Here is a 19,770-nt window from a genome sequence, read left to right on the forward strand (position 1 = left end):
ATGCTCCTTCCTATTTTTCATTTCTTCTCTTTACGATATACTGATTAGAAGCTTTATTCTTCTTTCTTGTTTTATATCCAAGTGCAGGCTTACCCCATGGAGTAACCGGACTAACTCGACCGATACCAGCCTTACCTTCACCACCGCCGTGTGGGTGATCGTTAGGGTTCATTACGGAACCTCTTACGGTAGGTCTCCATCCCATGTGTCTCTTTCTTCCTGCTTTACCGATTTGGATGTTAGCGTGGTCAGCATTTCCTACTTCGCCGATTGTAGCTCTGCATTCCATTCTCACCTTTCTAACTTCGCCGGAAGGAAGTCTTACCTGTGCATACGGATCTTCCTTAGCCATTAGCTGAGCACCGTTCCCTGCGGAACGAACTAACTGTCCGCCCTTGCCAGGCTTTAATTCAACGTTGTGAATAATGGTACCAACCGGAATATTTGCAATTGGAAGTGTATTTCCAATCTTGATATCGGCATCTGTTCCGGATACGATTACATCCCCAACAGTAAGCTTATTAGGAGCAAGGATATATCTCTTTTCTCCATCTGCATAAACGATCAACGCAATGTTTGCCGTTCTGTTTGGATCGTATTCGATTGTAGCAACTTTTCCTGGAACACCGTCTTTATTTCTCTTAAAATCGATGATTCTGTATTTCGGTCTAACTCCGCCGCCTCTGTGTCTTACTGTAATCTTACCTCTTACATTTCTTCCGGAATGCTTCTTAAGAGTTACTGTAAGAGACTTCTCAGGGGTGCTCGTTGTAATTTCTTCAAATGTTGAAACCGTCATTCCTCTTAATCCAGGAGTGGTCGGATTATACTTTTTAATTCCCATATTTTTCGTCCCTCCTTATAGACCTTGGAAGAATTCGATTTCCTTACTCTTATCAGTCAGAGTAACAATCGCCTTCTTTGAAGCCGCAGTTCTACCAATGTTTTTTCCCATTCTTTTTACTTTACCTTGAACATTCATAATGTTTACTTTTTCTACTTCTACACCAAAGATTTCTTCGATAGCCAACTTAACTTCTGTCTTGTTCGCATCTGTAGCAACTTTGAAAGTGTATTTCTTTTCCTGTGCGTTATCCATACTTGTTTCGGAGATAACCGGCTTAATAATTACGTCGTAAGCTGTTCTCATTATGAATACACCTCCTCAATTTTGTTTACCGCATCCTTTGTTACAATGAAAGTAGTGTAATTAATAATTTCATATACGTTCATTGTACCTACCAATGCAGTTCTTACTCCTGGAATATTAGCAGCTGAACGGATTACGTTTTCATCCTTATCAGCCATAACGATCAATGCTTTCTTAGCAGCATTTACATTTCCTAATACCTTAATCATTTCCTTTGTCTTAGGAGCTTCGAAAGTTAAAGCATCTAATACGATGATTTCCTTTTCAGCAACCTTTGAGGAAAGAGCGGACTTCATTGCAAGTCTTCTTAGCTTCTTAGGAACTGTATATCTGTAATCTCTCGGCTTTGGTGCGAATACTACACCACCGCCAATCTGTGATGGGTCTGTTGTACTACCCTGTCTGTGACGACCGGTACCCTTCTGTCTGAAAGGCTTTCTGCCGCCGCCTCTAACTTCGCCTCTATTTTTAGCTGACTGTGTACCTTGTCTTTGGTTAGCCAGATAATTTTTTACTACCGCATGAACAGCGTTCTGATTTGGTTCGATACCAAAGATCGCATCATTTAAATCAATGCTGCCAACTTCTGCTCCTGCCATGTTTAGCATAGTTACTTTTGCCATTTTCTACTTCCTCCTTTCTGAAGTTCTATTTATTTGTCCTGACCTTTTACTGCATACTGAACGCGAACCAAGCCACCCTTAGGGCCAGGTATAGCACCTCTTACCAATAGAAGGTTTCTCTCTTCGATCACCTTTGCTAAAACAACGTTCTGTACAGTTACTGTGTCACGTCCCATTCTACCAGGACCCTTGTTACCCTTGAATACTCTGGAAGGGTACGTACCTGCAGCTAATGCACCTGCAAGTCTCTTATGCTTCGAACCGTGGGTGGTAGGGCCTCTATGGTGTCCGTGTCTCTTGATGTTACCCTGCGTTCCTTTACCCTTTGAAGTTCCAGTTACATCTAACTTCTTGCCAGCTTCAAAATCAGCAACTGTGATAGTCTGTCCCACTTCATAAGCTTCGCCGTCTTCCATTCTGAACTCTGCAAGATATTTCTTCAATCCAAGTTCATTCTTCTTGAAGTGACCTGCCAAAGGCTTTGTCACTCTGTGTTCCTTTGTATCTTCGAAGCCAATCTGAACAGCATTGTAGCCATCTGTTTCAACTGTCTTAACCTGAGTTACTACTGCAGGTCCTGCCTCGATAACAGTTACAGGGATCACTTCTCCTGCTTCTGAGAAAATCTGAGTCATTCCGATTTTCTTACCTAAAATAGTTTTCATATTTCTTCTCCTTTTCTTACAGCGGATTGTTCCGGTTTGGTGTAATGCCCTCTCGTGCAATCTTTCTAAGGGGAGTTCCCTTACTGTTTCAACATGTCAGTTAACATGTTTCAGTAAATTCATTCTCGTAGTCTCCTAAGAGTGAACTCACTATAACTTAATTTCGATGTCAACGCCTGCCGGTAAATCAAGCTTCATCAAAGCATCTACCGTCTTCGGTGTTGTGTTTGTGATGTCAATCAATCTCTTGTGCGTTCTCTGTTCGAACTGCTCTCTGCTGTCCTTGTACTTGTGAACCGCTCTTAAAATTGTAACGATCTCTTTTTCTGTTGGAAGCGGAATAGGTCCTGAAACATCAGCGCCTGTTTTCTTAGCTGTCTCAACAATTTTAGCTGCAGATAGGTCTAATGACTTGTGGTCATATGCCTTAAGCTTAATTCTGATTTTTTGTTGTTCGCTCATTTTTTCTTTCCTCCTAAATTTTTTGTACGTTTTCGCTATGCCTGTACAAGGGGTTCTAAACTCCTGCTTTTCAACGTGCACGCAACGTTTGCTTTCTTTGCACACGCTCCCGTGTGTTTCATGTTTTTTTAACACAGAGAAAAAGCCGGCGAATCCCTTCGCCCCCATCGAGTGGGGACAATTCTCCGTAGAAATTACCTGATAGCTCAGCAACTTCCTACTTCATCGCCTAAAGCAAGCTTTTACAATATACACTATATTTACAATAAATGCAATACCTTTTTAAAAAATAATTCAATAGTTTTTTCCCTCTATTTATTCGTATATTCTCATGTTTTCAATGCTTCGAGCGACTATTTTCATACACTGTGCCATGTGTTTCATGTTTCCCCATATATATAGGGCACCGTTGTGTTGTGCCCTATATATAGTGTATGGGTTTTTTTAATATCCTAAATTTTCGTTTACCAGTATTACTTTAATTCTCTTCGGAACGTTGCTGAATCGTGTAACCATCGTCGTACAGCACATCGTTTCTCCCGGAACGAGACATTCGGTGCATTTGCCCGTTACTCCGCAAGGGGTTTGTTTTTTTAAGCGAATGGCATTCGGAGGACAACTTTGGGTTTTAATTCTAGAAATCGCATGCTTTTCCGACTCTACAATTTTATTGGCTCCTACAACTACAATCACTTGCTTCGGTCCAAAACAAAGTGCAGCGACACGATTCCCGGAACCGTCAATGTTCACCAGTTCACCGTCCAATGTGATGGCATTGGTACTCATCAGAAAACTATCGGAACGGAGCAGTCTAATTTTAGCAGCCATTGATTCTTTCGGATCGCTCATGCTATAGGGATCGATCACCGTTAATTTTCTTTCCCTCAAGCCTTCTTTTATTCCGATTTCACTTAAAGTGGAAGAACCGCCCCATCCGACAACCGTATCGTCTGCAATGAGAGACATGACCGTATCATAAGCATCTTCCATGTTTTCGCAATAGTAGCCCGCCATATTACGTCTTTCCAAGTTTTTAATAATACATTCAATCTGTTTTTTGTTTGCTGCTTTTATTGCGTCGCTCATCTTATCACTCCCTTTATTTCACTACTCAATCAATACATTATTATTCAGTAAACTTAGATTAAATATGCCTTTTCTTAATTTTTCATCAATCGATTCCAAACACATCTTCGGATTGACAGCTGTTTTTGCCTCCATCGCAACAGCAGCCGCCGCCATGCCATAGCGAGCCGTTTCTTCTATATCCATCTGCTTTACATGAGCATCCATGATGGCTGCTGAAAAAGCATCCCCCGCACCGGTTGCACTGACCAAATGAACAGCTTGGGGCCTAATGATGCCTTCCCGCTCACCTTCCTTATAATACACCCCGCCCGAACCCAAGGTAATAAAAATCCGTTTCACGCCTTGCTGAGAAAACCACCTGCCGGCGCCCCTCAGCTGTTCTTCATTTAGAATACTCAATCCGCTGAGAATTTCAGCTTCCCCGCGGTTTGGCTTTATGGTATGAAATCGGCCTATCATCTTTTTGGCCCGTTCTGCTTTCGGTGCCGAAACAGGATCTAAAAAAACAGGAATACCTGCATCATGCAGTTTCCTTGTGATAAAGTCCTGCACTTCTTCCGTCAAGTTGGCATCAATGCCTACTATTTTTGAAGCCTTTAATACCTTCATTGCATCATGAATGAAATCAATTGAAATCCGCTCCAGCACATCCATGTTGCAAAGTGCAAGTTCCATATCCCCCACAATATTTAAAATAGAAAGGTACATTGCCGTATTCTCATCATCCAGCAAGCTTACTTTCTCGATATTAACACCAAGTTGTTTTAATTCCTGTACTGCTGCACGTCCTACAAAATCATTTCCTGCCGCTGAAACAAACGCAACGTCCGCTCCTAGCCTGGCAAGGTTCTCGGTAATATTTCTGCCTACCCCTCCGTAGGCAATTGAAATTTTCCCCGGATTGGATTCTCCTCGTGCAAGCTGACCATAAGGATTCCCTTCAATATCCGCCGTTATACCCCCAATAATCGTAATATCACTCATCAGCCTATTCCTCCAAAGCCGTTCTTATACAAAAATGCTTCCACCTATAAATTCTCGAAGAATGGAATTATTCGCGATCATAGAATCATCCTCTATCGCTTCAAAAAAGTTTAGAAACTTTAACAGCCTAACCGCTTCACAATACTCCGGTTCGTCCTTCGTAATCGCTTTTAAAAGAGGCTCTGCATACTTTTTTAAAACCGCCAGTTCATATAGATGAACCGAGTTAAAGAAGACGTCTGCTTCATTGCTATACGGGAAAATATTGCGATCTTCTCCGTCCCTCACGCTCTTCCATCCATCAATGGTGCGTTTTGCGGAATTACCTCTGAACTTGTAGTCCCGCACCATTCTCCTGAGCATACGTGCATCGGTGGTCGGAATACGGTTATGCTCATCAATATTTAATTGAGTCAGCGGGCTGATATAAATTTTAAATTTCTGATATTCCTCCATATAAGGAGTGAGTTCCTGATTGAGGGCATGTATTCCTTCTATGATAATAGGCTGTTCAGAACCAATAGAAGTAATCCGTTCACCAAACCGCTTATGGCCTGTCATAAAATCAAAAACAGGTAAATCGACGTCTTTTCCAGCCAATAAGTCATTCATATTACTGTTAAACAGTTTAATATCAATTGCCGATATATCTTCAAAATTGGGTTTTCCGTGTTCATCCAATGCGGTATCTTCCCGTTCAACAAAATAATCGTCCGTGCCCATATAGAGCGGTTTTAATCCGTTCACTTTCAGTTGTATAAGAAGCCTTTTAGCAAAGGTTGTTTTTCCCGATGAAGATGGCCCTGCAATTAAAATAATTCGTTTTCTTTGTTTGGTAATTAAATCCGCGATTTCGGCAATTCGCTTCTCATGCAATGCTTCCGAAAGCTGAATTAGTTCTTTATATTGTCCGTTCCTGACTTTTTCATTTAAATCTGTTACATACGAAACTTCCATCAGTCGGCCCCAAAGCGTCGCCTCGCCAAAGGCCGCATACATTTTGGATTCATCTATAAACTCCGGAATCACATTTGGATTATTAGGATGAGGAAATCTCAGCAGCACGCCTTTTCTGTATTTTTTTAATTCAAAATGCTGAATATATCCCGTAGACGGAACCATCAAACCATAAAAGAAATCCTTATACCCATCTAAAGAATATGCTTTTACGGTCTTAACCTTGGGGTTGGCTTGAAGCAATTTTAATTTTTGAAAAAATTCAGAATAAAGTAAGGCTTCCGTGGCTTCATTTATATCAATCACTTGTTTTATATACGGAATATCCGCTTTTACAATTTCACGCATTCTATTGTCAATAGCAAGAACTTCTTCATTGGTAATCAGCTCGCGCTTTTTAATCATCGTATAGATGCCCTTGTTAATCGAATTCTGTATTTCGACAGTGACTTTTCCAAGAACATCTTCCACTGCTTTCAAATAAATCAGGCATAAACTATATTGATAAATCAAATTCGCAGCCTGAGTCCGCATATCCAGTAATTCTACTTTGCAAGGATTGATTAATGCCGTATTTAATTCAACTAATTCATTATTCCGTTTAGCGGCTAGTATCGTATATGGTAATTGTTCTTTAAATTTTTCGATCAATTGTATAATAGTAGTATTTTCTTCTATATCAATAGTAATTTCATTTGACCTTGGCTCCAGCTTTAATACAATCTGCATGTAAAGTCCTCCTAAAATACAAATTTTGTTTAATAGCTTATTGTATCATATTTTCTACATAAAAGGGTTAAAATACTCTATGAAAGGAGTGATATCTTTGAGAAATTTAGTACTTGCACTTATTATTATAGGCGCTATTAATTGGGGACTTGTTGGCTTCTTTAGATACGACTTGATCTCCAGTATTTTAGGTCAAAATTTAGAATTGGTCACCCGCACTATTTTCGCTCTTGTAGGGCTTTGTGGATTATATGCTATCACATTCTTTAGGCCGCATAGGCAGTAACTTAAACATTAAAAATGCAGACACCATCCAGTGTCTGCATTTTTATGTTGCTACTTAATTAGCACCCACATGTATCGCTGCCGCCGCATCCGAAGAATGACGGATTGCAAAACATTAAAACTAGTATCAGGAAAAAGAAAAGTAAGCTGTCATCTATTCCTCTGTTTCCGTAGTTTCCGCATGACATAATATTTACCTCCTCAGCAAATAGTAATTATATATTTACTAATTAATTTATTATTTACTATATGCGGAGTGTAGGAATAATGTTCTATGCCAGTTGCGCATCTGTTAAAAGCTCTTTTAAAATTTTTACTTCTTCTAAGTGCAGGGTGATCCCTCGGGACATATGTTCGTGTTTTTCATCCCAATCTCTGATATCAAACTTCGGATTTGTTCCGTTCCAGCTAATCCGATTTAATTCTTTTGTCCAATTATTCGGATATTGCGCAATAACACCTATATGCTCGGTTATTTCGTAAGTAACCTCACCTTTTTTCTTTTCTAAATCGGCCATAAAGTAACTCTCCTTTTCAAAATATTTTAACTCATTTTACAATATTTTACATATTTTGTCAACGCAAAAGTACTCTTGCTGCCTTTCTAAGCAATAAAAAAATAAAACCTCACGCATGAGGTTTCTCAAATTCAGGCCCATGATAATCCGAGCCTTCCGTAATATGCAAATGATATTTTTCAGCCAGCTCAACAAGACGAAGGCTCTCTTGATTCGTTTGATCGGTATGGTAGCATTCGATTCCCTTTAATCCAAATGCTTTCATTTTTTGAATGAGTTTCTCCAGTTCTTCATAAAACTGATCTGTTCCGCGGTCACCTATTTTTTTTATTTTCATCGGATGCGCCAGTACGGCAATGCCTCCTGCCTTTTTAATCAGCGTGATCGCTTCTTCCGCTGATATTTTGTCTTTTTTAACAGCCTTTGCTTCCGGTGATTCTAGAAACTTCCCCGATTCAAAAGCCTGCTTTGCATCCGTGATATATCCTTTTTTTAAAAGAGCCCTTGCGATAATCGGTTTTCCAATATAGCTTTGCCCCTCTGTAAAGCGCAGGTCTTCCATTGAAATGGCATAGCCCATTTTGTTCAGTACCTCAATCAGCTGATCGTTTCTGTCTTTGCGCTTTTGTTTTAATTCTTTCAATTTATCTAATAATTCCGGATTGTCAATATCAATATCATAGCCCAGTATATGCATAGAAATGCGCTGCTCATCTTCCGTAGAAAGCTCAATCCCAGGGATCACTTTAATTCCTAAAGCCTTTCCCGCAATCGTTGCTTCCGGTATACCGTCTACACCATCATGATCCGTAATGGAAATCAGTTCATAGCCCATTTCCTTCGCCCGTTTCACAATATCCGTCGGCGACATGGAGCCATCGGAAAAATACGTATGCAAATGTAAATCTGTTTTGTAAGACATATTAATTTCCTCATTTATCACAGCATTAAATCATCACTAAATCATTTTTTAATTTTTCGGCAAGCGCCTTGCCCTTCAGTAATTCCACTATTGTAACGGCAAACTCCATGGCTGTACCGGGACCTTTTGAGGTAATCACATTTCCGTCTACTGCCACACGGTCCGTGCTGTAGGCCGCTCCTATCAAATGCTCCTCCATCCCCGGATAGATGGTTGCTTTTTTGCCTGTCAACAGCCCGTTATGTCCAAACACCATCGGGGCCGCACATATTGCCGCAATCCATTTCCCATTCGCCGAAAAATCCTTTATATGTTGAACCAAGCCTTCATGCTCGCCTAAATTTTTTGCCCCCGGCATTCCTCCCGGAAGAACAATCATTTCACAGCTTTCATAATCGGCTTCTTCAAATAAAATGTCTGTTTGTATGCCTATATTTCGAACACTTTTTACTATTTTTTCTCCTGTCATGCTAACCATAACAGCTTCAATTCCGGCTCTTCGCATTACGTCTATGCAAGTTAAAGCTTCCACTTCTTCAAACCCTTGAGCAAAATGTACGTAAACCATCTTCTCCTCCTCTGCTAATTCCTTGAAAAGATTCTCTTTGGTGCCGTAATCTTATAGATAACATACCCGATGATGCCCATAAAAACCCCTGATATACACAAAGAGGCCAGTTCAATCTTTCTCACCAAACCTTCTGTAATAAGCTGAGGCAGAAGATCCGTCGTCTCTTCTTTTACAACGTAATCGGTCAAATGCCAAATAGTAAACTCGGCAGATGACAATAGGGTTATGCTGATTACCGCTACAATTAATAGTATAACGTAAAGAAGCAATCCCCTACAATAATATTTTCTTATTTCTTGATTCAGCTCTTTCCTTCTTAACAGAATAAAAGCTATCAGCATAGGAATTATCAATATCATACTCACAATGGTCAGAACATTTAAATCATGTCTCAATTGGCTTGCCGCAGCCATTTCATCGTTCGAAAAAACCGGATCAGGCTTATCGTCATCCTCCGTCCAAAGCTGGAATTGAGAGGTTCTGCCCATCATAAAATGTGAAATGAACTCACCCATTTCATCATCCGTCAAGTCTATGTTCATGCTATCTAAGATATCAGTCGACTTAAATTCATACTGATAAACATCCGGCATTCTGGTTGCAACGTTGATCCCAAGACAGATAGTCACAATTGGTATCGCTACTACCAATAGAATGGATAGTATCCTTAAAAAAATTTTCATTTTCTCTCATTCCCTTAATTTATGTACTAATTTACTTATTTTTTTACAATTATCGTCATTTTTTTGCGAATTTATACTCATTATAACCATTATTTTTGATTCGTGCAAGTCCCCACTTATTTCTATTTATAAATACTCCTTTACAATAGCCTCTATGCTTGACGGTTTAGTTTTATCTAAAAAAATAATATTTTTAGGTGACAAGAAGGACGTGCCGCTCTATACATTTTTTGTTTTGTATAAGACCAATCACGTCCCATTATTAAATATCTTTATCGTTCTTCTCTAAAATAATTATTTCCCAGATCAGCAGGCGGCTGGCTTTCTTTTTTCCTTTTATGTGTACTGATGATGACGATTACGACAGTTGCTACATACGGAATCATGTCTACTAAGTATTGGGAGATGGAAAATCCCATTGCTTGAAGTCTCAATCCAAGTATACTTAAACCGCCGAAGAAAATGGCTCCGATCAAAGCTTTTAACGGATTCCACGAAGCAAAGATTACCAGGGCGACAGCAATCCATCCGCGTCCCGTAACCACATCAGCCTGCCAGATGGGCACACGTATCAACGAAAGATATGCCCCTCCCAACCCGCATAGGGCTCCTCCGGTTATGATGTGCGCATACTTATAGAGCGTTATATTAATACCGGATGCATCAGCGGCGCCTGCATTTTCTCCTATAGCCCGCATATTTAAACCGATTCGGGTTCTATACAGATAAATACATGCTACAATAACAAGAATATAGCTCAGATACACAAAAATATCTTGTTTAAAAAAGATGGGTCCAATAAATGGGAGGTCCCCTAAAACCGGAATGGGCGTTTTCGCAAAAAAGTGACTCACTGTTTGCGGTACAGAACAACCAATATTCGGCTGTCCTACAAAACTGGCAAATCCCGTTCCGAATATGGTTAAGGTCAAGCCGGTTACTACTTGATTCGCCTTGAGTGTGACGGTTAAAAACGCAAAAATCAATGCACCAAATGCCCCCGCTAAAGCGGCACAAACGACTGCTAAAATCGGATTCCCAGTTGTAAATGCTGTCATAAATCCCATGACCGCACCGATCAGCATCATTCCCTCAACACCTAGGTTCAGGCTCCCTGATTTTTCTGTAATCAATTCCCCTACAGTGGCAAAGACCAACGGAGTTCCGGCTACAATACATGCTGCTAAAAAAGCTTCCATAAATTAAGCCACCTCCTTCGATGTCTGCTTCCCTGTTTTGCGGGTAAGACTCACTTTATATTGAATAAAGAATTCACTTCCTAATACAAAGAACAAGATCGTACCTTGTACAATACTTGATACTGCGCTAGGCACATTCATGGCAAGCTGGATATAAGCGCCGCCTTGAATCAGCATCGCAAATGCAACGCATACAAAGAATGTCGTAATCGCATTTAACCGTGCAAGCCAAGCGGTGATAATGGCAGTAAATCCATATCCGGCGGAAATTCCGGCCACAAGAGTTTTTTCAATCGCAGAAGCCTGAATCATACCCACTAGTCCGCAAAGTCCTCCTGAAATCAGCATGGCTACTACGATAACCCGATTAATATTCATTCCTGCATAACGTGCCGTTTCTATACTTTCTCCGACTACCGTAATTTCATATCCCAGTTTCGTATACTTCATTAAAAAATAGACAGCCACAATGCAAATAAGTGCGATTACCCATCCGATATGAACACCAAACAAAGACGGTAAAACGGCATTGACACCAAAAGGCACTACTCTAGGGAAGCCGTTCGCATTGGGGTCCATCCACGGTCCATATTGCAAATAGGTTACAAATTTAATAGCGATATAGTTCATCATCAGCGTAAAAATAGTTTCATTCGTCCCCATTCTAGCCTTGAAGATCGCCGGGACAAAAGCCCAAAAGCCACCTGTTATCATGGCCGCTGCCGCCATCGCAAAGAGCAGTACCGGCTTCGGCAAACTACTGAAGTTTAAAGCGACAAACGTGGCTGCCATTGCACCCATTACAATTTGTCCTTCTCCTCCGATATTCCAGAATTTCATCTTAAACGCAACCAAGATACCAAGAGACGTTATGATCAACGGAATAGCTTTTATGATGGTTTGCTTTATTCGTAAGTCTGTTCCAATAGCCCCCTCAAAGATGGCTTTGAAAATTTCCAGTGGGTTCAATCCGAAAATAATCAAAATGATACCCGCGCAAACAATAGAAAGGACAATGGCAAGAGTACGGATTATGATTTCATTTTTTCTGTTTAGATTGTCTCTCTTTGTTATTTTAAGCAAATTCATTAAATCCAACATCCTCCTTTTCCAGAACAGTACCGGTCATTAACAAGCCAACTTCTTCCTTTGTTACTTCAGAGGCTTTCACAATTCCTGTTACTTTTCCTCCGCATAGTACCATGATTCTGTCGCATAGTTCCAGCAGCACATCTAAATCCTCTCCTATAAATAGGATGCCAACTCCATTCTTTTTCTGCTCATTGAGCAAGTCATAGATTTTGTAAGAGGCTCCGATATCCAATCCTCTTACCGGGTATGCCGTAATCAGTACTCGCGGAGAAGAATCGATTTCTCTTCCAAGCAGTACTTTCTGAATGTTTCCTCCGGAAAGCTTTTTTACCGGAGTATAAATATTAGGGGTCTTGATCTCCAATCGTTCTACCAATTCTTTCGATTTTGCGATATAAGGTCCTCTTTTTAAGATCATTCCCGGCTGGCTTTGATAATCCTTCAAAATCAGATTATGAACAATATCCATGCTTCCAACTAACCCCATGCCAAGTCGGTCCTCCGGAATAAACCCCATTCGAATCCCAAGTTTTATGATGTCTCTCGGCGTTTTACCCACAATATTGTCGCCTTCAAAAAAGATACGACCTTTATTGGCAATATTCAAACCTGCAATGGTTTCACACAATTCTTTCTGTCCGCTTCCGGCCACTCCTGCAACGCCTAAGATCTCTCCGCCGTACAAAGCAAAGCTGACCTCAGCTAAGGCAGGTTTTTTTTCATTATCCAAAACGGTTACATTATCTAAATCCAATAAGACCTTCTTATTGGGTATATTCTCTCTTTCAAGTGAAAGATCCATTTTCTTCCCAACCATCATCTCAATCAATGCCGGGACTTCCACATCTTTCGTATTTACGGTTTCGACCGAATGTCCTTTTCGGAGTACCGTAATCCTGTCGCTTATTTCCATTACTTCATTTAATTTATGTGTAATGATAACAACAGCACAGCCTTGTTCTTTCATATTGTTTATAATCGTAAACAAACGTTTTATTTCTTGCGGTGTAAGTACTGCCGTAGGTTCGTCCAAAATCAGAATCTTAGCACCTCTAAATAGCACTTTAATGATCTCTAAGGTCTGTTTTTCCCCTACAGACATTTCATAAACTTTTTTATCCGGATTAAGGTCTAAGCCATATTGATCCGAAATATCTTTTACTTTTTTAGACAGCTGCTTTCCTTTCATAAAGAAACTTGTTTTCTGTCCTAGAATCACATTATCTTTTGCCGACAATACATCCACTAATTTAAAATGTTGGTGAATCATACCGATTCCCAATTTAATCGCATCTCCAGGTGAAGTGAACTGGACTTCTTTCCCATAGATATAAATGGACCCTTCATCAGGCGTGTAAATACCCGATAACATATTCATCAGAGTACTTTTTCCTGCCCCGTTCTCTCCAAGCAAAGCATGAACTTCTCCCGGATAAATAGTCAGGTTCACATCGTCATTCGCCTTTAAGGAACCAAAGGATTTGGTGATATGATTCATTTGTATAGCTGCTTGCTGCTCGCTCATGAATACCTCCGCTGGTTTGTATAGCAAGTAAAGGGTATGGCTTGTCTGAAGTCATACCCTTTAAACGTTCTAAATTAATTTATAACATGCAAGCCATGTCGAAGCATGTTTCAATGAACGCTTCCTTACAGCAACGCTGTATTTAATCTTAGCGTTCATTATAACATGCAAGCAATGCCGAAGCATGTTTCAATGATTACTAGTTCGCTCCCTTTACAAGGCCGTCAATCTTCCAGATTTCTTCTCTTGTTAAGGTCTGTCCATCCTGACAAAGAACTGTGCCGTCATTGTATTCAATCTTTCCGGAGAATGGAGCAAATTCGCCTGCTTTCATTTTAGCCTTTACTTCGTCCACCTTCGCTTGTACATCTGCAGGAACCAAATCTGTCATTGGAGCGATGTCTACATAGCCGTCAGCAATTGTACCATAGTATGATTCAGGAGTCCATGTTCCGTCCATAATAGCCTGAATAGTAGGGATTAGGAATACTTCATGGTGCCAAATCGGTGCTGTTAAGAACGCATCCGGAACAACCTGGCTGTTGTCCATGTTGTAACCGATTGCATAAGCACCTGCTTCTGAAGCAGCTACCTGAGGACCTGTTGTATCACAGTGCTGTGTTAAGATATCGCAGCCCTGAGCTAATAACTCATCTGCAGCGCTTCTTTCCTTTTCAGGATCATACCAGCTGTTGATATATACAACCTTCACTTGTACATCCGGATTTACAGACTGTGCGCCAAGAGTAAATGCATCAATACCAATTTGTACTTCTGTATAAGGATATGCTGCGACATAGCCAAGCTTGTCCGTCTTTGTCATCATACCGGCAATAATACCTGTTAAATATCTTGGCTCTTCTGTAGCGCCGAAGAAGTTACCGAAGTTCTTATCGTTCATTTTATTTCCTGAGAAGTGAAGGAATTTAATATTGTCATAATCTCCGGAATTCGCCAACTCATCCAATGCATCCATAAAACCATAGCTGCATCCAACGATTACAGTACATCCCTGATCGATAAGGTTTGTCGCTGCATCCTTCGCCGCAGACTTATCCGTGTCAGGTACATTTTCCATTGTTAAAATTTCTACTTTTCCGTTGAAGTGTTCTTGCATTGCTGCAGCACCTTCGTACTGAGCCTGAGTGAATCCACCGTCATTCTTTGTTCCGATGTAGATAAACCCTACCTTTAGGGCTTCATCTGTCTTCTTGTCAGTTGCTTCTTCCTTTTTACCACAGGCGGTAACGCTGAACGCCATCACTAGGATTAAGAAAATAGCTAAAAACTTTTTCATCATTTGTCTCCTTTTTATTATTAATACCAAATATAAAAACAAACAAAACGGTGCTGACTCATTTACACATATTTTGTAAAATCCTGCAAGCACCCCTATGCATTATTAATTATACGCATTCGTCCTTGTGAAGTAAAGTTGTTTTATAGTAAAACGAAAGCTTTTGCGTATAAAAAAAGCATAAAGTTCGTGACTTGTCGAACTTCATGCTTCTATTTTTGCTCTAAAATACGTCATTTTATACTTCTGATTATTTGAATGCAATAATACCATCTTCAATCTTTACGATAACAGCCAGAGACTCTACCCTGCAATCCATTTCGCGAAGCTTGGCACCGCCGCCTTGGAATTCTTTTTCAATCACAGCACCAACGCCAACTACCTGTGCACCTGCTTTGCGAGCCATTTTAACCAGTGCAATCGATGCCTCTCCTGAAGCAAGGAAATCGTCTAAGATCAATACCCTGTCACCTTCTGAGAGAAATTTTTTAGAAACTCTCAGGCTAGAGACCGTTCCTTTCGTAAAGGATCTCGCTTCAACACTGTAGCAACCTTCTACCATCGTGCTCGGAGCAGCTTTCTTTGCGAAAACGACAGGGATATAATCAAAGGACTTTGATGCTTCACAGGCGATTGCAATGCCGCTGGATTCTACCGTTAGTATTTTTGTCACTTCTTCCCCTTGAAAACGTTTTCTAAATTCCCTTCCGATCTCCTCCATAAATTTAACATCGATTTGATGGTTCAGGAACCCATCTACTTTAATAATTTCCGAGCCGATTGTTTGCCCTTCTGTTCGTATTTTCTGCTTTAAACTTTCCATTGATTCTCCTTACTATTTTCGCCCAGACACTTTTTGATTGAGCGCAGTATCCAATTTAATAATTTTGGCCAATAACGCTCCAATTCTTTTATTCGTATCATAAATATTGGTTTCTAAAGGATTATCTAAAGTAATCGGTTCAGCTTCTTTTTTAGGTATGATAATACTTTCTATTCGCTCTCTTAAAGGACTTGGTAAATGGGAGGCTATTTCCCTGTTCTCTGAATCCAGTTTATCCACCATCTCCATGACGTTCCCCCTCATGTCCAAAATTGCTCCTAAAGACACCGTATCGTTCGAAAGAATGGCTTGTTCCAGGTCTTTCGTTAAATTCATGATATTATCCACATACCGATATTTCAACTTTAAGTTGTCTAACACTTTATTTGTTGCTGTAAAACTATCCAACTGCATCTACCTCCGCTTAACACTTTAGTGGCTGGGCAATATCGCAAGCAATATTGACTATATCATAAAGAAGTCTCAGCCGACGCTGCTATCCGGATTTGACTTTACAGCATTTACGCTGTTTTTCGCTAAACGATCTGCCTCTTTAAACGTATCTCTTAAGTCCTTCACCAAGGGCGTTATCTCATCAATAATACTTAAATTACGTCCTGATTTTAATCTTGAAAGGTCAAAATTAATAAAATCATACATTCTATATAAATCATTACTGATCGGATAGCGTCTGTCAAGGCTTTTTATTAAATATCTTACGATATCAATCGCCCGTTGAACGTCCGCCTCAAAGAGTTGAACTTCTCCCTCTGCAAGGCTTTTCTTCGCTCTCAACAATCTTTTATTAATCTCATCATACAAAAGAATCAGCATTTCTCCTTTTGTCATAGTTTCTACAGACTGCGCCTTATATTGTTGATATCCATAACTTATCATGAGCCTTTTCTCTCTTTCTATGTATTTTAATCACACACATTTATTATCGCTTTTTATTCTGCCATTAGCTCGTTGAAGAAGCCAGCCAACTGCTCTGAGAATTCATCTTAGATATATAAGTTTCAAGACTCGTAAATTTGGATTGATATCGGTCCTGTCTGGCTGTCAAAAGATCTTGTAAATACGTCAGCCTATTTGAAAGAATCTTCTGTTGCCTTGCGATGTAGTTATCGGTAGTTGTTGTGTTATTTGCAATACCTGCCAGGGCCACCAATTTCCCCTTATAGGCGCCGCTTGACTTCGCATAGGCTTCCGTTATTGTTTTCAATCGAGTTGAAAGTCCTCCGGCCAGATATCCGCTTCCAGTTACGCTCGCACTTTGTTCCGAAGTAGCGGTAAACAGATTCTTTACCTTGTCGGGGTCCGATTCGAGGGCGGATTTCAGCTTTGCTTCATCCAGTGTAATCTTCCCGTTATCCGAATAGTAGGAAGACGTGCTGATTCCTATTGACGAGGCATTCCCCACCCCACTTACGACTGTTGAGAATACAAATCGAAGACTGGAAGCCAAAGAAGTTAAGGTGGAATCGCCAAACAAAATCCCTTGCTTTGCCTTCGCCTCCCATTTCTCGATCTCCTCCGTCGTCATTTCCTCTTTTTGTGCATCTGTCAAAGGTTTATAATCGGTATCTTTCTTCGTTTCCGTATAACTCGTGATTTGATCAATCAAGCTGTTATAGTCGGTAATCATCGACTTAATCGCATCGACAACCTTATCCGTTTCGGAAGAGGCCGTAAACGTAATCTCATCCGCAGTACTAGCATCAAACGTGGATTTAGCCGTAAAGTTCAATCCGTCCAAGGTGACACCATTGGAACTTCTGATGATGTCTGTATCGCTTGAAGCCCCTGAATAACGAATCGTCATTTTCAGGTCCTGGCCCGCTGTGATCAGAGAAGATTCGGTACTCGTTGTTTTATTATATAAAGCATCCGCACCAAAGAGCGCCTCCGCTAATCCTCCCGATTCGTCATAAATGTTGACCTTCCCCTGTATGCCGGTTTCATCCGCAGTGATGTTAAATCTTCCGGTAGTGTTCAAATAAGTGACATTAATGCCTGCATCCGTATCGCCGTTGATTTGACTCAGAACAGCGCTGATTTCCGTATCTCCTGTAAAGGACAAGGATTTTCCATTTATATTGATCGTATATTTTCCATCTGAGCCAGGCGTTAAACCGAGCTCAGAAATTTTCTTTGTGGTGTCCAGTCGATTGGAAGCCTCATTTGATAAATTAAATACGCCGGTGGCTCCTAATGTATCGCTCGTTGTCGAAGTGATTTTTAAGGTAGATGTGTCATCCGTACTGAACTTTAAAGTTCCTGCAGTGGTATCTTCAGTAACTGTAATTTTATTGGAGCCAAAAGAAGTATTCAGTTTGTTTTGAAGAAGTGCTTGTAGGTCACTTACATTTGCTACGCTGTCGGATTCCGCTTGGGTGAACGTAATCGTCTTACTGGTGCCATTGAAGTTAAAAGTCAAACTTTTGTTTGCCAGACTGTATGGAATCGTCTTGGCAAGATCTGCTTCGCTTGACGCAGTAATTTTCCCGCCGCTCTCACTATCGCCTGCGGAAAAACCCAAAGCAGCTAACGTAGCGGTTGTTCCACCGCTAATCGAGAAGGTATTGCTGTCCTCTCCTGTAAAGCCGAGAGAAAGTGTCTCTCCTGATGCGGAAAAAGCAAGCTTGTCCCCCAGCGTACTGCCGGAGCTGAGTGTTACATTCTTCATCGCATCGTTTAACACGGTCGCCATATCTTCAGCAGTTAATGCGGATACATCATTCCCGATGCTCACATTGTATACGCTTCCGCCGTACTTTATAGAAAGGGATCCTCCTGCTGCCGCACATACCGTTCTATCGCCGAAGGAAATAGCCCCCGTTGTAATGGTGGATTTGCCTAAACTCCCTCCTGTCGTCATGCTCGCTTTTGTAGCCAGCTGACTAATCCCCGTAATGCTGTAAGTCGGCGTTGACGTTGTGCTTGTCCCGCTCACGGCAATAGCACTCGCATTTTTCCCTTGCGGTACCATGGTAGTCGTATTAAAAAATGCAGCCGAAAGTAGGTTGGTAGGGGATGTATAAGAAAAGTACTTGTTTTGAAAGTTGGTTATAGCAGTGATAACCTCTCGGTAGGCCTCCTGCTTCCATGAATAAGTCTGCTGCTGCTGTTTTATTTTATCAATCTTCGCCTGTACATCTGAGGTCATAGCTTGTACTAAAGCATCTGTATCCAATCCGCTCACTAAGCCTGAAAATCCCTTCGACGAATAGGTAGTAGCACTCGTGGAAGTACTGCTGCTGCTTATATTCATACTCATTCCTCCCTAAATCTTTATATTTTATAGCGCCGACTTCCTGTCGCGCCCACTTTTTCTGTTTTTTTAATCCTATCAAAATCATTTTTTCTATACTTATATATCGTCATGTGATAAAATTAGTTAAGTAATAATAAAGGAAAAGGGAGAAATAAATTGGCAAAAGTAATAGCAGTCACCAACCAAAAAGGTGGCGTTGCAAAAACTACCACTTGCAATGCATTAATCAGTGGTCTTTCAAAAATGGGCTATAAAGTTTTAGGCATTGATTTGGATCCACAAGGTAGTCTTGGGTTCAGTTTAGGAATCAACATTGAAGAAGGGGTAAGCTTATACGAGGTCTTTAAGGGAAAAGCAACCGTTCAGGAATCCGTTCGTCAAATAGACTGCGGGCACTTTATACCATCCAATATCCTTTTGAGTACTGCGGAGCTTGAATTTAGTCATGCCGGCAGAGAATTTCTTCTTTCCGAAGCGATTAAAGATATCAAAGATGTATACGATTACGTCGTCATTGATACCCCTCCCGCTTTAAACATACTGACTGTGAACGCCTATGTATGTGCAGATGATCTTATCATACCGATGATTCCGGAAATATTAAGTTTACTGGGGATCAGTCAAATCAAAGAGACGATTGAAAATGTGCAGAAATACTATAATCCAAAATTAAATTTAACTTGTATCCTGCTGACAAAATATAATAAACGTGCCGCACTGACTCAGGAAGTGGCGGATATGACCCAAAAAATTGCAGACCAACTTGGAACGAAGTTGGCCAAAACTACCATAAGGAACAGTGTAGCAGTGGCTGAAGCACCTGCACATGGTTTAGGACTTTTAGAATATTCCCCAAAGGCAACCGCTTGTGTGGATTATTATAATTTTGTAAAAGAATTAATAAACGGAGGTCTTTAAA

The 19,770-nt window shown here is 40.6% G+C and carries 23 protein-coding genes; 2 read left to right on the forward strand and 21 right to left on the reverse strand.

Annotated elements, in window-relative coordinates; translation table 11 throughout:
* Positions 1-10: 10 nt before the first annotated feature.
* The 8 genes from rplB to JYB65_RS10055 form a co-directional block, all read right to left on the reverse strand.
* Positions 11-844, reverse strand: coding sequence for a 50S ribosomal protein L2 (gene rplB / locus JYB65_RS10020; RefSeq protein WP_206582537.1), 834 nt, complete (start codon positions 842-844; stop codon positions 11-13).
* Positions 845-859: 15 nt separating this feature from the next.
* Positions 860-1,150 (reverse strand): 50S ribosomal protein L23, encoded by a 291-nt coding sequence (gene rplW, locus JYB65_RS10025; protein ID WP_206582538.1) that lies wholly within the window; start codon positions 1,148-1,150, stop codon positions 860-862.
* Complete coding sequence (gene rplD / locus JYB65_RS10030; protein ID WP_206582539.1) at positions 1,150-1,773, reverse strand: 50S ribosomal protein L4; 624 nt, start codon at positions 1,771-1,773, stop codon at positions 1,150-1,152. The genes rplW and rplD overlap by 1 nt, the downstream gene beginning before the upstream one ends.
* 29 nt (positions 1,774-1,802) lie before the next feature.
* Positions 1,803-2,438: a 50S ribosomal protein L3 gene (rplC, locus tag JYB65_RS10035; protein ID WP_206582540.1), complete on the reverse strand. Its 636-nt coding sequence runs from the start codon at positions 2,436-2,438 to the stop codon at positions 1,803-1,805.
* Between the two features lie 150 nt (positions 2,439-2,588).
* Positions 2,589-2,900 (reverse strand): 30S ribosomal protein S10, encoded by a 312-nt coding sequence (rpsJ, locus tag JYB65_RS10040; RefSeq protein WP_206582541.1) that lies wholly within the window; start codon positions 2,898-2,900, stop codon positions 2,589-2,591.
* Between the two features lie 444 nt (positions 2,901-3,344).
* The gene (locus JYB65_RS10045) at positions 3,345-3,986 is read right to left on the reverse strand and encodes a lactate utilization protein (RefSeq protein WP_206582542.1); all 642 of its coding nucleotides are present in this window, start codon (positions 3,984-3,986) and stop codon (positions 3,345-3,347) included.
* Positions 3,987-4,007: 21 nt separating this feature from the next.
* Positions 4,008-4,973 carry a carbohydrate kinase family protein gene (locus tag JYB65_RS10050; RefSeq protein WP_206582543.1) on the reverse strand — a complete coding sequence of 322 codons (966 nt, stop codon included), beginning with the start codon at positions 4,971-4,973 and terminating at the stop codon, positions 4,008-4,010.
* A 24-nt stretch (positions 4,974-4,997) separates the two neighbouring features.
* The gene (locus tag JYB65_RS10055) at positions 4,998-6,659 is read right to left on the reverse strand and encodes a nucleoside kinase (protein WP_206582544.1); all 1,662 of its coding nucleotides are present in this window, start codon (positions 6,657-6,659) and stop codon (positions 4,998-5,000) included.
* A gap of 88 nt (positions 6,660-6,747) precedes the next feature.
* Here JYB65_RS10055 and JYB65_RS10060 point away from each other — a divergent pair, with 88 nt between their 5' ends.
* A complete protein-coding gene (locus JYB65_RS10060; protein ID WP_206582711.1) occupies positions 6,748-6,945 on the forward strand; it encodes a DUF378 domain-containing protein in 198 nt (65 codons plus the stop codon).
* Positions 6,946-7,003: 58 nt separating this feature from the next.
* Here JYB65_RS10060 and JYB65_RS15130 read toward each other — a convergent pair whose 3' ends face one another.
* From JYB65_RS15130 to fliD, 13 genes are all read right to left on the reverse strand, one after another.
* Complete coding sequence (locus JYB65_RS15130) at positions 7,004-7,132, reverse strand: hypothetical protein (RefSeq protein ID WP_280634496.1); 129 nt, start codon at positions 7,130-7,132, stop codon at positions 7,004-7,006.
* 84 nt (positions 7,133-7,216) lie between these two features.
* Positions 7,217-7,462, reverse strand: coding sequence for a YdbC family protein (locus JYB65_RS10065; RefSeq protein WP_206582545.1), 246 nt, complete (start codon positions 7,460-7,462; stop codon positions 7,217-7,219).
* 109 nt (positions 7,463-7,571) lie between these two features.
* A complete protein-coding gene (locus JYB65_RS10070) occupies positions 7,572-8,384 on the reverse strand; it encodes a PHP domain-containing protein (protein ID WP_206582546.1) in 813 nt (270 codons plus the stop codon).
* Between the two features lie 25 nt (positions 8,385-8,409).
* Positions 8,410-8,952, reverse strand: coding sequence for a DJ-1 family glyoxalase III (locus tag JYB65_RS10075; RefSeq protein WP_206582547.1), 543 nt, complete (start codon positions 8,950-8,952; stop codon positions 8,410-8,412).
* A 14-nt stretch (positions 8,953-8,966) separates the two neighbouring features.
* On the reverse strand, positions 8,967-9,638 hold the full coding sequence (locus tag JYB65_RS10080) for a lipoprotein intramolecular transacylase Lit (RefSeq protein WP_206582548.1): 672 nt from the start codon (positions 9,636-9,638) through the stop codon (positions 8,967-8,969).
* Positions 9,639-9,910: 272 nt separating this feature from the next.
* Positions 9,911-10,837 (reverse strand): ABC transporter permease, encoded by a 927-nt coding sequence (locus JYB65_RS10085; protein WP_206582549.1) that lies wholly within the window; start codon positions 10,835-10,837, stop codon positions 9,911-9,913.
* A gap of 3 nt (positions 10,838-10,840) precedes the next feature.
* Positions 10,841-11,926 carry an ABC transporter permease gene (locus JYB65_RS10090; protein WP_342366654.1) on the reverse strand — a complete coding sequence of 362 codons (1,086 nt, stop codon included), beginning with the start codon at positions 11,924-11,926 and terminating at the stop codon, positions 10,841-10,843.
* The gene (locus tag JYB65_RS10095) at positions 11,913-13,454 is read right to left on the reverse strand and encodes an ABC transporter ATP-binding protein (protein ID WP_206582550.1); all 1,542 of its coding nucleotides are present in this window, start codon (positions 13,452-13,454) and stop codon (positions 11,913-11,915) included. Before JYB65_RS10095 ends, JYB65_RS10090 begins: the two co-directional genes overlap by 14 nt.
* Before the next feature lie 199 nt (positions 13,455-13,653).
* Positions 13,654-14,751 carry a BMP family ABC transporter substrate-binding protein gene (locus JYB65_RS10100; RefSeq protein WP_206582551.1) on the reverse strand — a complete coding sequence of 366 codons (1,098 nt, stop codon included), beginning with the start codon at positions 14,749-14,751 and terminating at the stop codon, positions 13,654-13,656.
* A 250-nt stretch (positions 14,752-15,001) separates the two neighbouring features.
* Positions 15,002-15,574: a xanthine phosphoribosyltransferase gene (locus JYB65_RS10105; RefSeq protein ID WP_206582552.1), complete on the reverse strand. Its 573-nt coding sequence runs from the start codon at positions 15,572-15,574 to the stop codon at positions 15,002-15,004.
* Between the two features lie 12 nt (positions 15,575-15,586).
* The gene (locus JYB65_RS10110) at positions 15,587-15,982 is read right to left on the reverse strand and encodes a hypothetical protein (RefSeq protein ID WP_206582553.1); all 396 of its coding nucleotides are present in this window, start codon (positions 15,980-15,982) and stop codon (positions 15,587-15,589) included.
* Positions 15,983-16,057: 75 nt separating this feature from the next.
* Positions 16,058-16,471 carry a flagellar export chaperone FliS gene (locus JYB65_RS10115; RefSeq protein ID WP_206582554.1) on the reverse strand — a complete coding sequence of 138 codons (414 nt, stop codon included), beginning with the start codon at positions 16,469-16,471 and terminating at the stop codon, positions 16,058-16,060.
* 64 nt (positions 16,472-16,535) lie between these two features.
* A complete protein-coding gene (gene fliD / locus JYB65_RS10120; RefSeq protein ID WP_206582555.1) occupies positions 16,536-18,848 on the reverse strand; it encodes a flagellar filament capping protein FliD in 2,313 nt (770 codons plus the stop codon).
* A 159-nt stretch (positions 18,849-19,007) separates the two neighbouring features.
* Here fliD and JYB65_RS10125 point away from each other — a divergent pair, with 159 nt between their 5' ends.
* On the forward strand, positions 19,008-19,769 hold the full coding sequence (locus tag JYB65_RS10125) for a ParA family protein (protein WP_206582556.1): 762 nt from the start codon (positions 19,008-19,010) through the stop codon (positions 19,767-19,769).
* The last annotated feature ends 1 nt before the right edge of the window (position 19,770 follow it).

The organism is Clostridium aminobutyricum, from assembly GCF_017255415.1.
Taxonomy (GTDB): Bacteria; Bacillota; Clostridia; order Peptostreptococcales; family Anaerovoracaceae; genus Aminipila; species Aminipila aminobutyrica.

Bases quoted from the DNA above. Each gene is read 5' to 3' on its own strand.
- JYB65_RS10115 (WP_206582554.1), bottom strand. From the start codon at position 16,471: ATGATAAGTTATGGATATCAACAATATAAGGCGCAGTCTGTAGAAACT.
- JYB65_RS15130 (WP_280634496.1), bottom strand. From the start codon at position 7,132: ATGTCATGCGGAAACTACGGAAACAGAGGAATAGATGACAGCTTACTT.
- rpsJ (WP_206582541.1), bottom strand. From the start codon at position 2,900: ATGAGCGAACAACAAAAAATCAGAATTAAGCTTAAGGCATATGACCAC.
- JYB65_RS10050 (WP_206582543.1), bottom strand. From the start codon at position 4,973: ATGAGTGATATTACGATTATTGGGGGTATAACGGCGGATATTGAAGGG.
- JYB65_RS10105 (WP_206582552.1), bottom strand. From the start codon at position 15,574: ATGGAAAGTTTAAAGCAGAAAATACGAACAGAAGGGCAAACAATCGGC.
- rplW (WP_206582538.1), bottom strand. From the start codon at position 1,150: ATGAGAACAGCTTACGACGTAATTATTAAGCCGGTTATCTCCGAAACA.
- JYB65_RS10080 (WP_206582548.1), bottom strand. From the start codon at position 9,638: ATGAAAATTTTTTTAAGGATACTATCCATTCTATTGGTAGTAGCGATA.
- JYB65_RS10095 (WP_206582550.1), bottom strand. From the start codon at position 13,454: ATGAGCGAGCAGCAAGCAGCTATACAAATGAATCATATCACCAAATCC.
- JYB65_RS10045 (WP_206582542.1), bottom strand. From the start codon at position 3,986: ATGAGCGACGCAATAAAAGCAGCAAACAAAAAACAGATTGAATGTATT.
- rplB (WP_206582537.1), bottom strand. From the start codon at position 844: ATGGGAATTAAAAAGTATAATCCGACCACTCCTGGATTAAGAGGAATG.
- JYB65_RS10075 (WP_206582547.1), bottom strand. From the start codon at position 8,952: ATGGTTTACGTACATTTTGCTCAAGGGTTTGAAGAAGTGGAAGCTTTA.
- JYB65_RS10100 (WP_206582551.1), bottom strand. From the start codon at position 14,751: ATGAAAAAGTTTTTAGCTATTTTCTTAATCCTAGTGATGGCGTTCAGC.
- JYB65_RS10090 (WP_342366654.1), bottom strand. From the start codon at position 11,926: ATGAATTTGCTTAAAATAACAAAGAGAGACAATCTAAACAGAAAAAAT.
- JYB65_RS10065 (WP_206582545.1), bottom strand. From the start codon at position 7,462: ATGGCCGATTTAGAAAAGAAAAAAGGTGAGGTTACTTACGAAATAACC.
- rplC (WP_206582540.1), bottom strand. From the start codon at position 2,438: ATGAAAACTATTTTAGGTAAGAAAATCGGAATGACTCAGATTTTCTCA.
- rplD (WP_206582539.1), bottom strand. From the start codon at position 1,773: ATGGCAAAAGTAACTATGCTAAACATGGCAGGAGCAGAAGTTGGCAGC.
- JYB65_RS10085 (WP_206582549.1), bottom strand. From the start codon at position 10,837: ATGGAAGCTTTTTTAGCAGCATGTATTGTAGCCGGAACTCCGTTGGTC.
- fliD (WP_206582555.1), bottom strand. From the start codon at position 18,848: ATGAATATAAGCAGCAGCAGTACTTCCACGAGTGCTACTACCTATTCG.
- JYB65_RS10070 (WP_206582546.1), bottom strand. From the start codon at position 8,384: ATGTCTTACAAAACAGATTTACATTTGCATACGTATTTTTCCGATGGC.
- JYB65_RS10055 (WP_206582544.1), bottom strand. From the start codon at position 6,659: ATGCAGATTGTATTAAAGCTGGAGCCAAGGTCAAATGAAATTACTATT.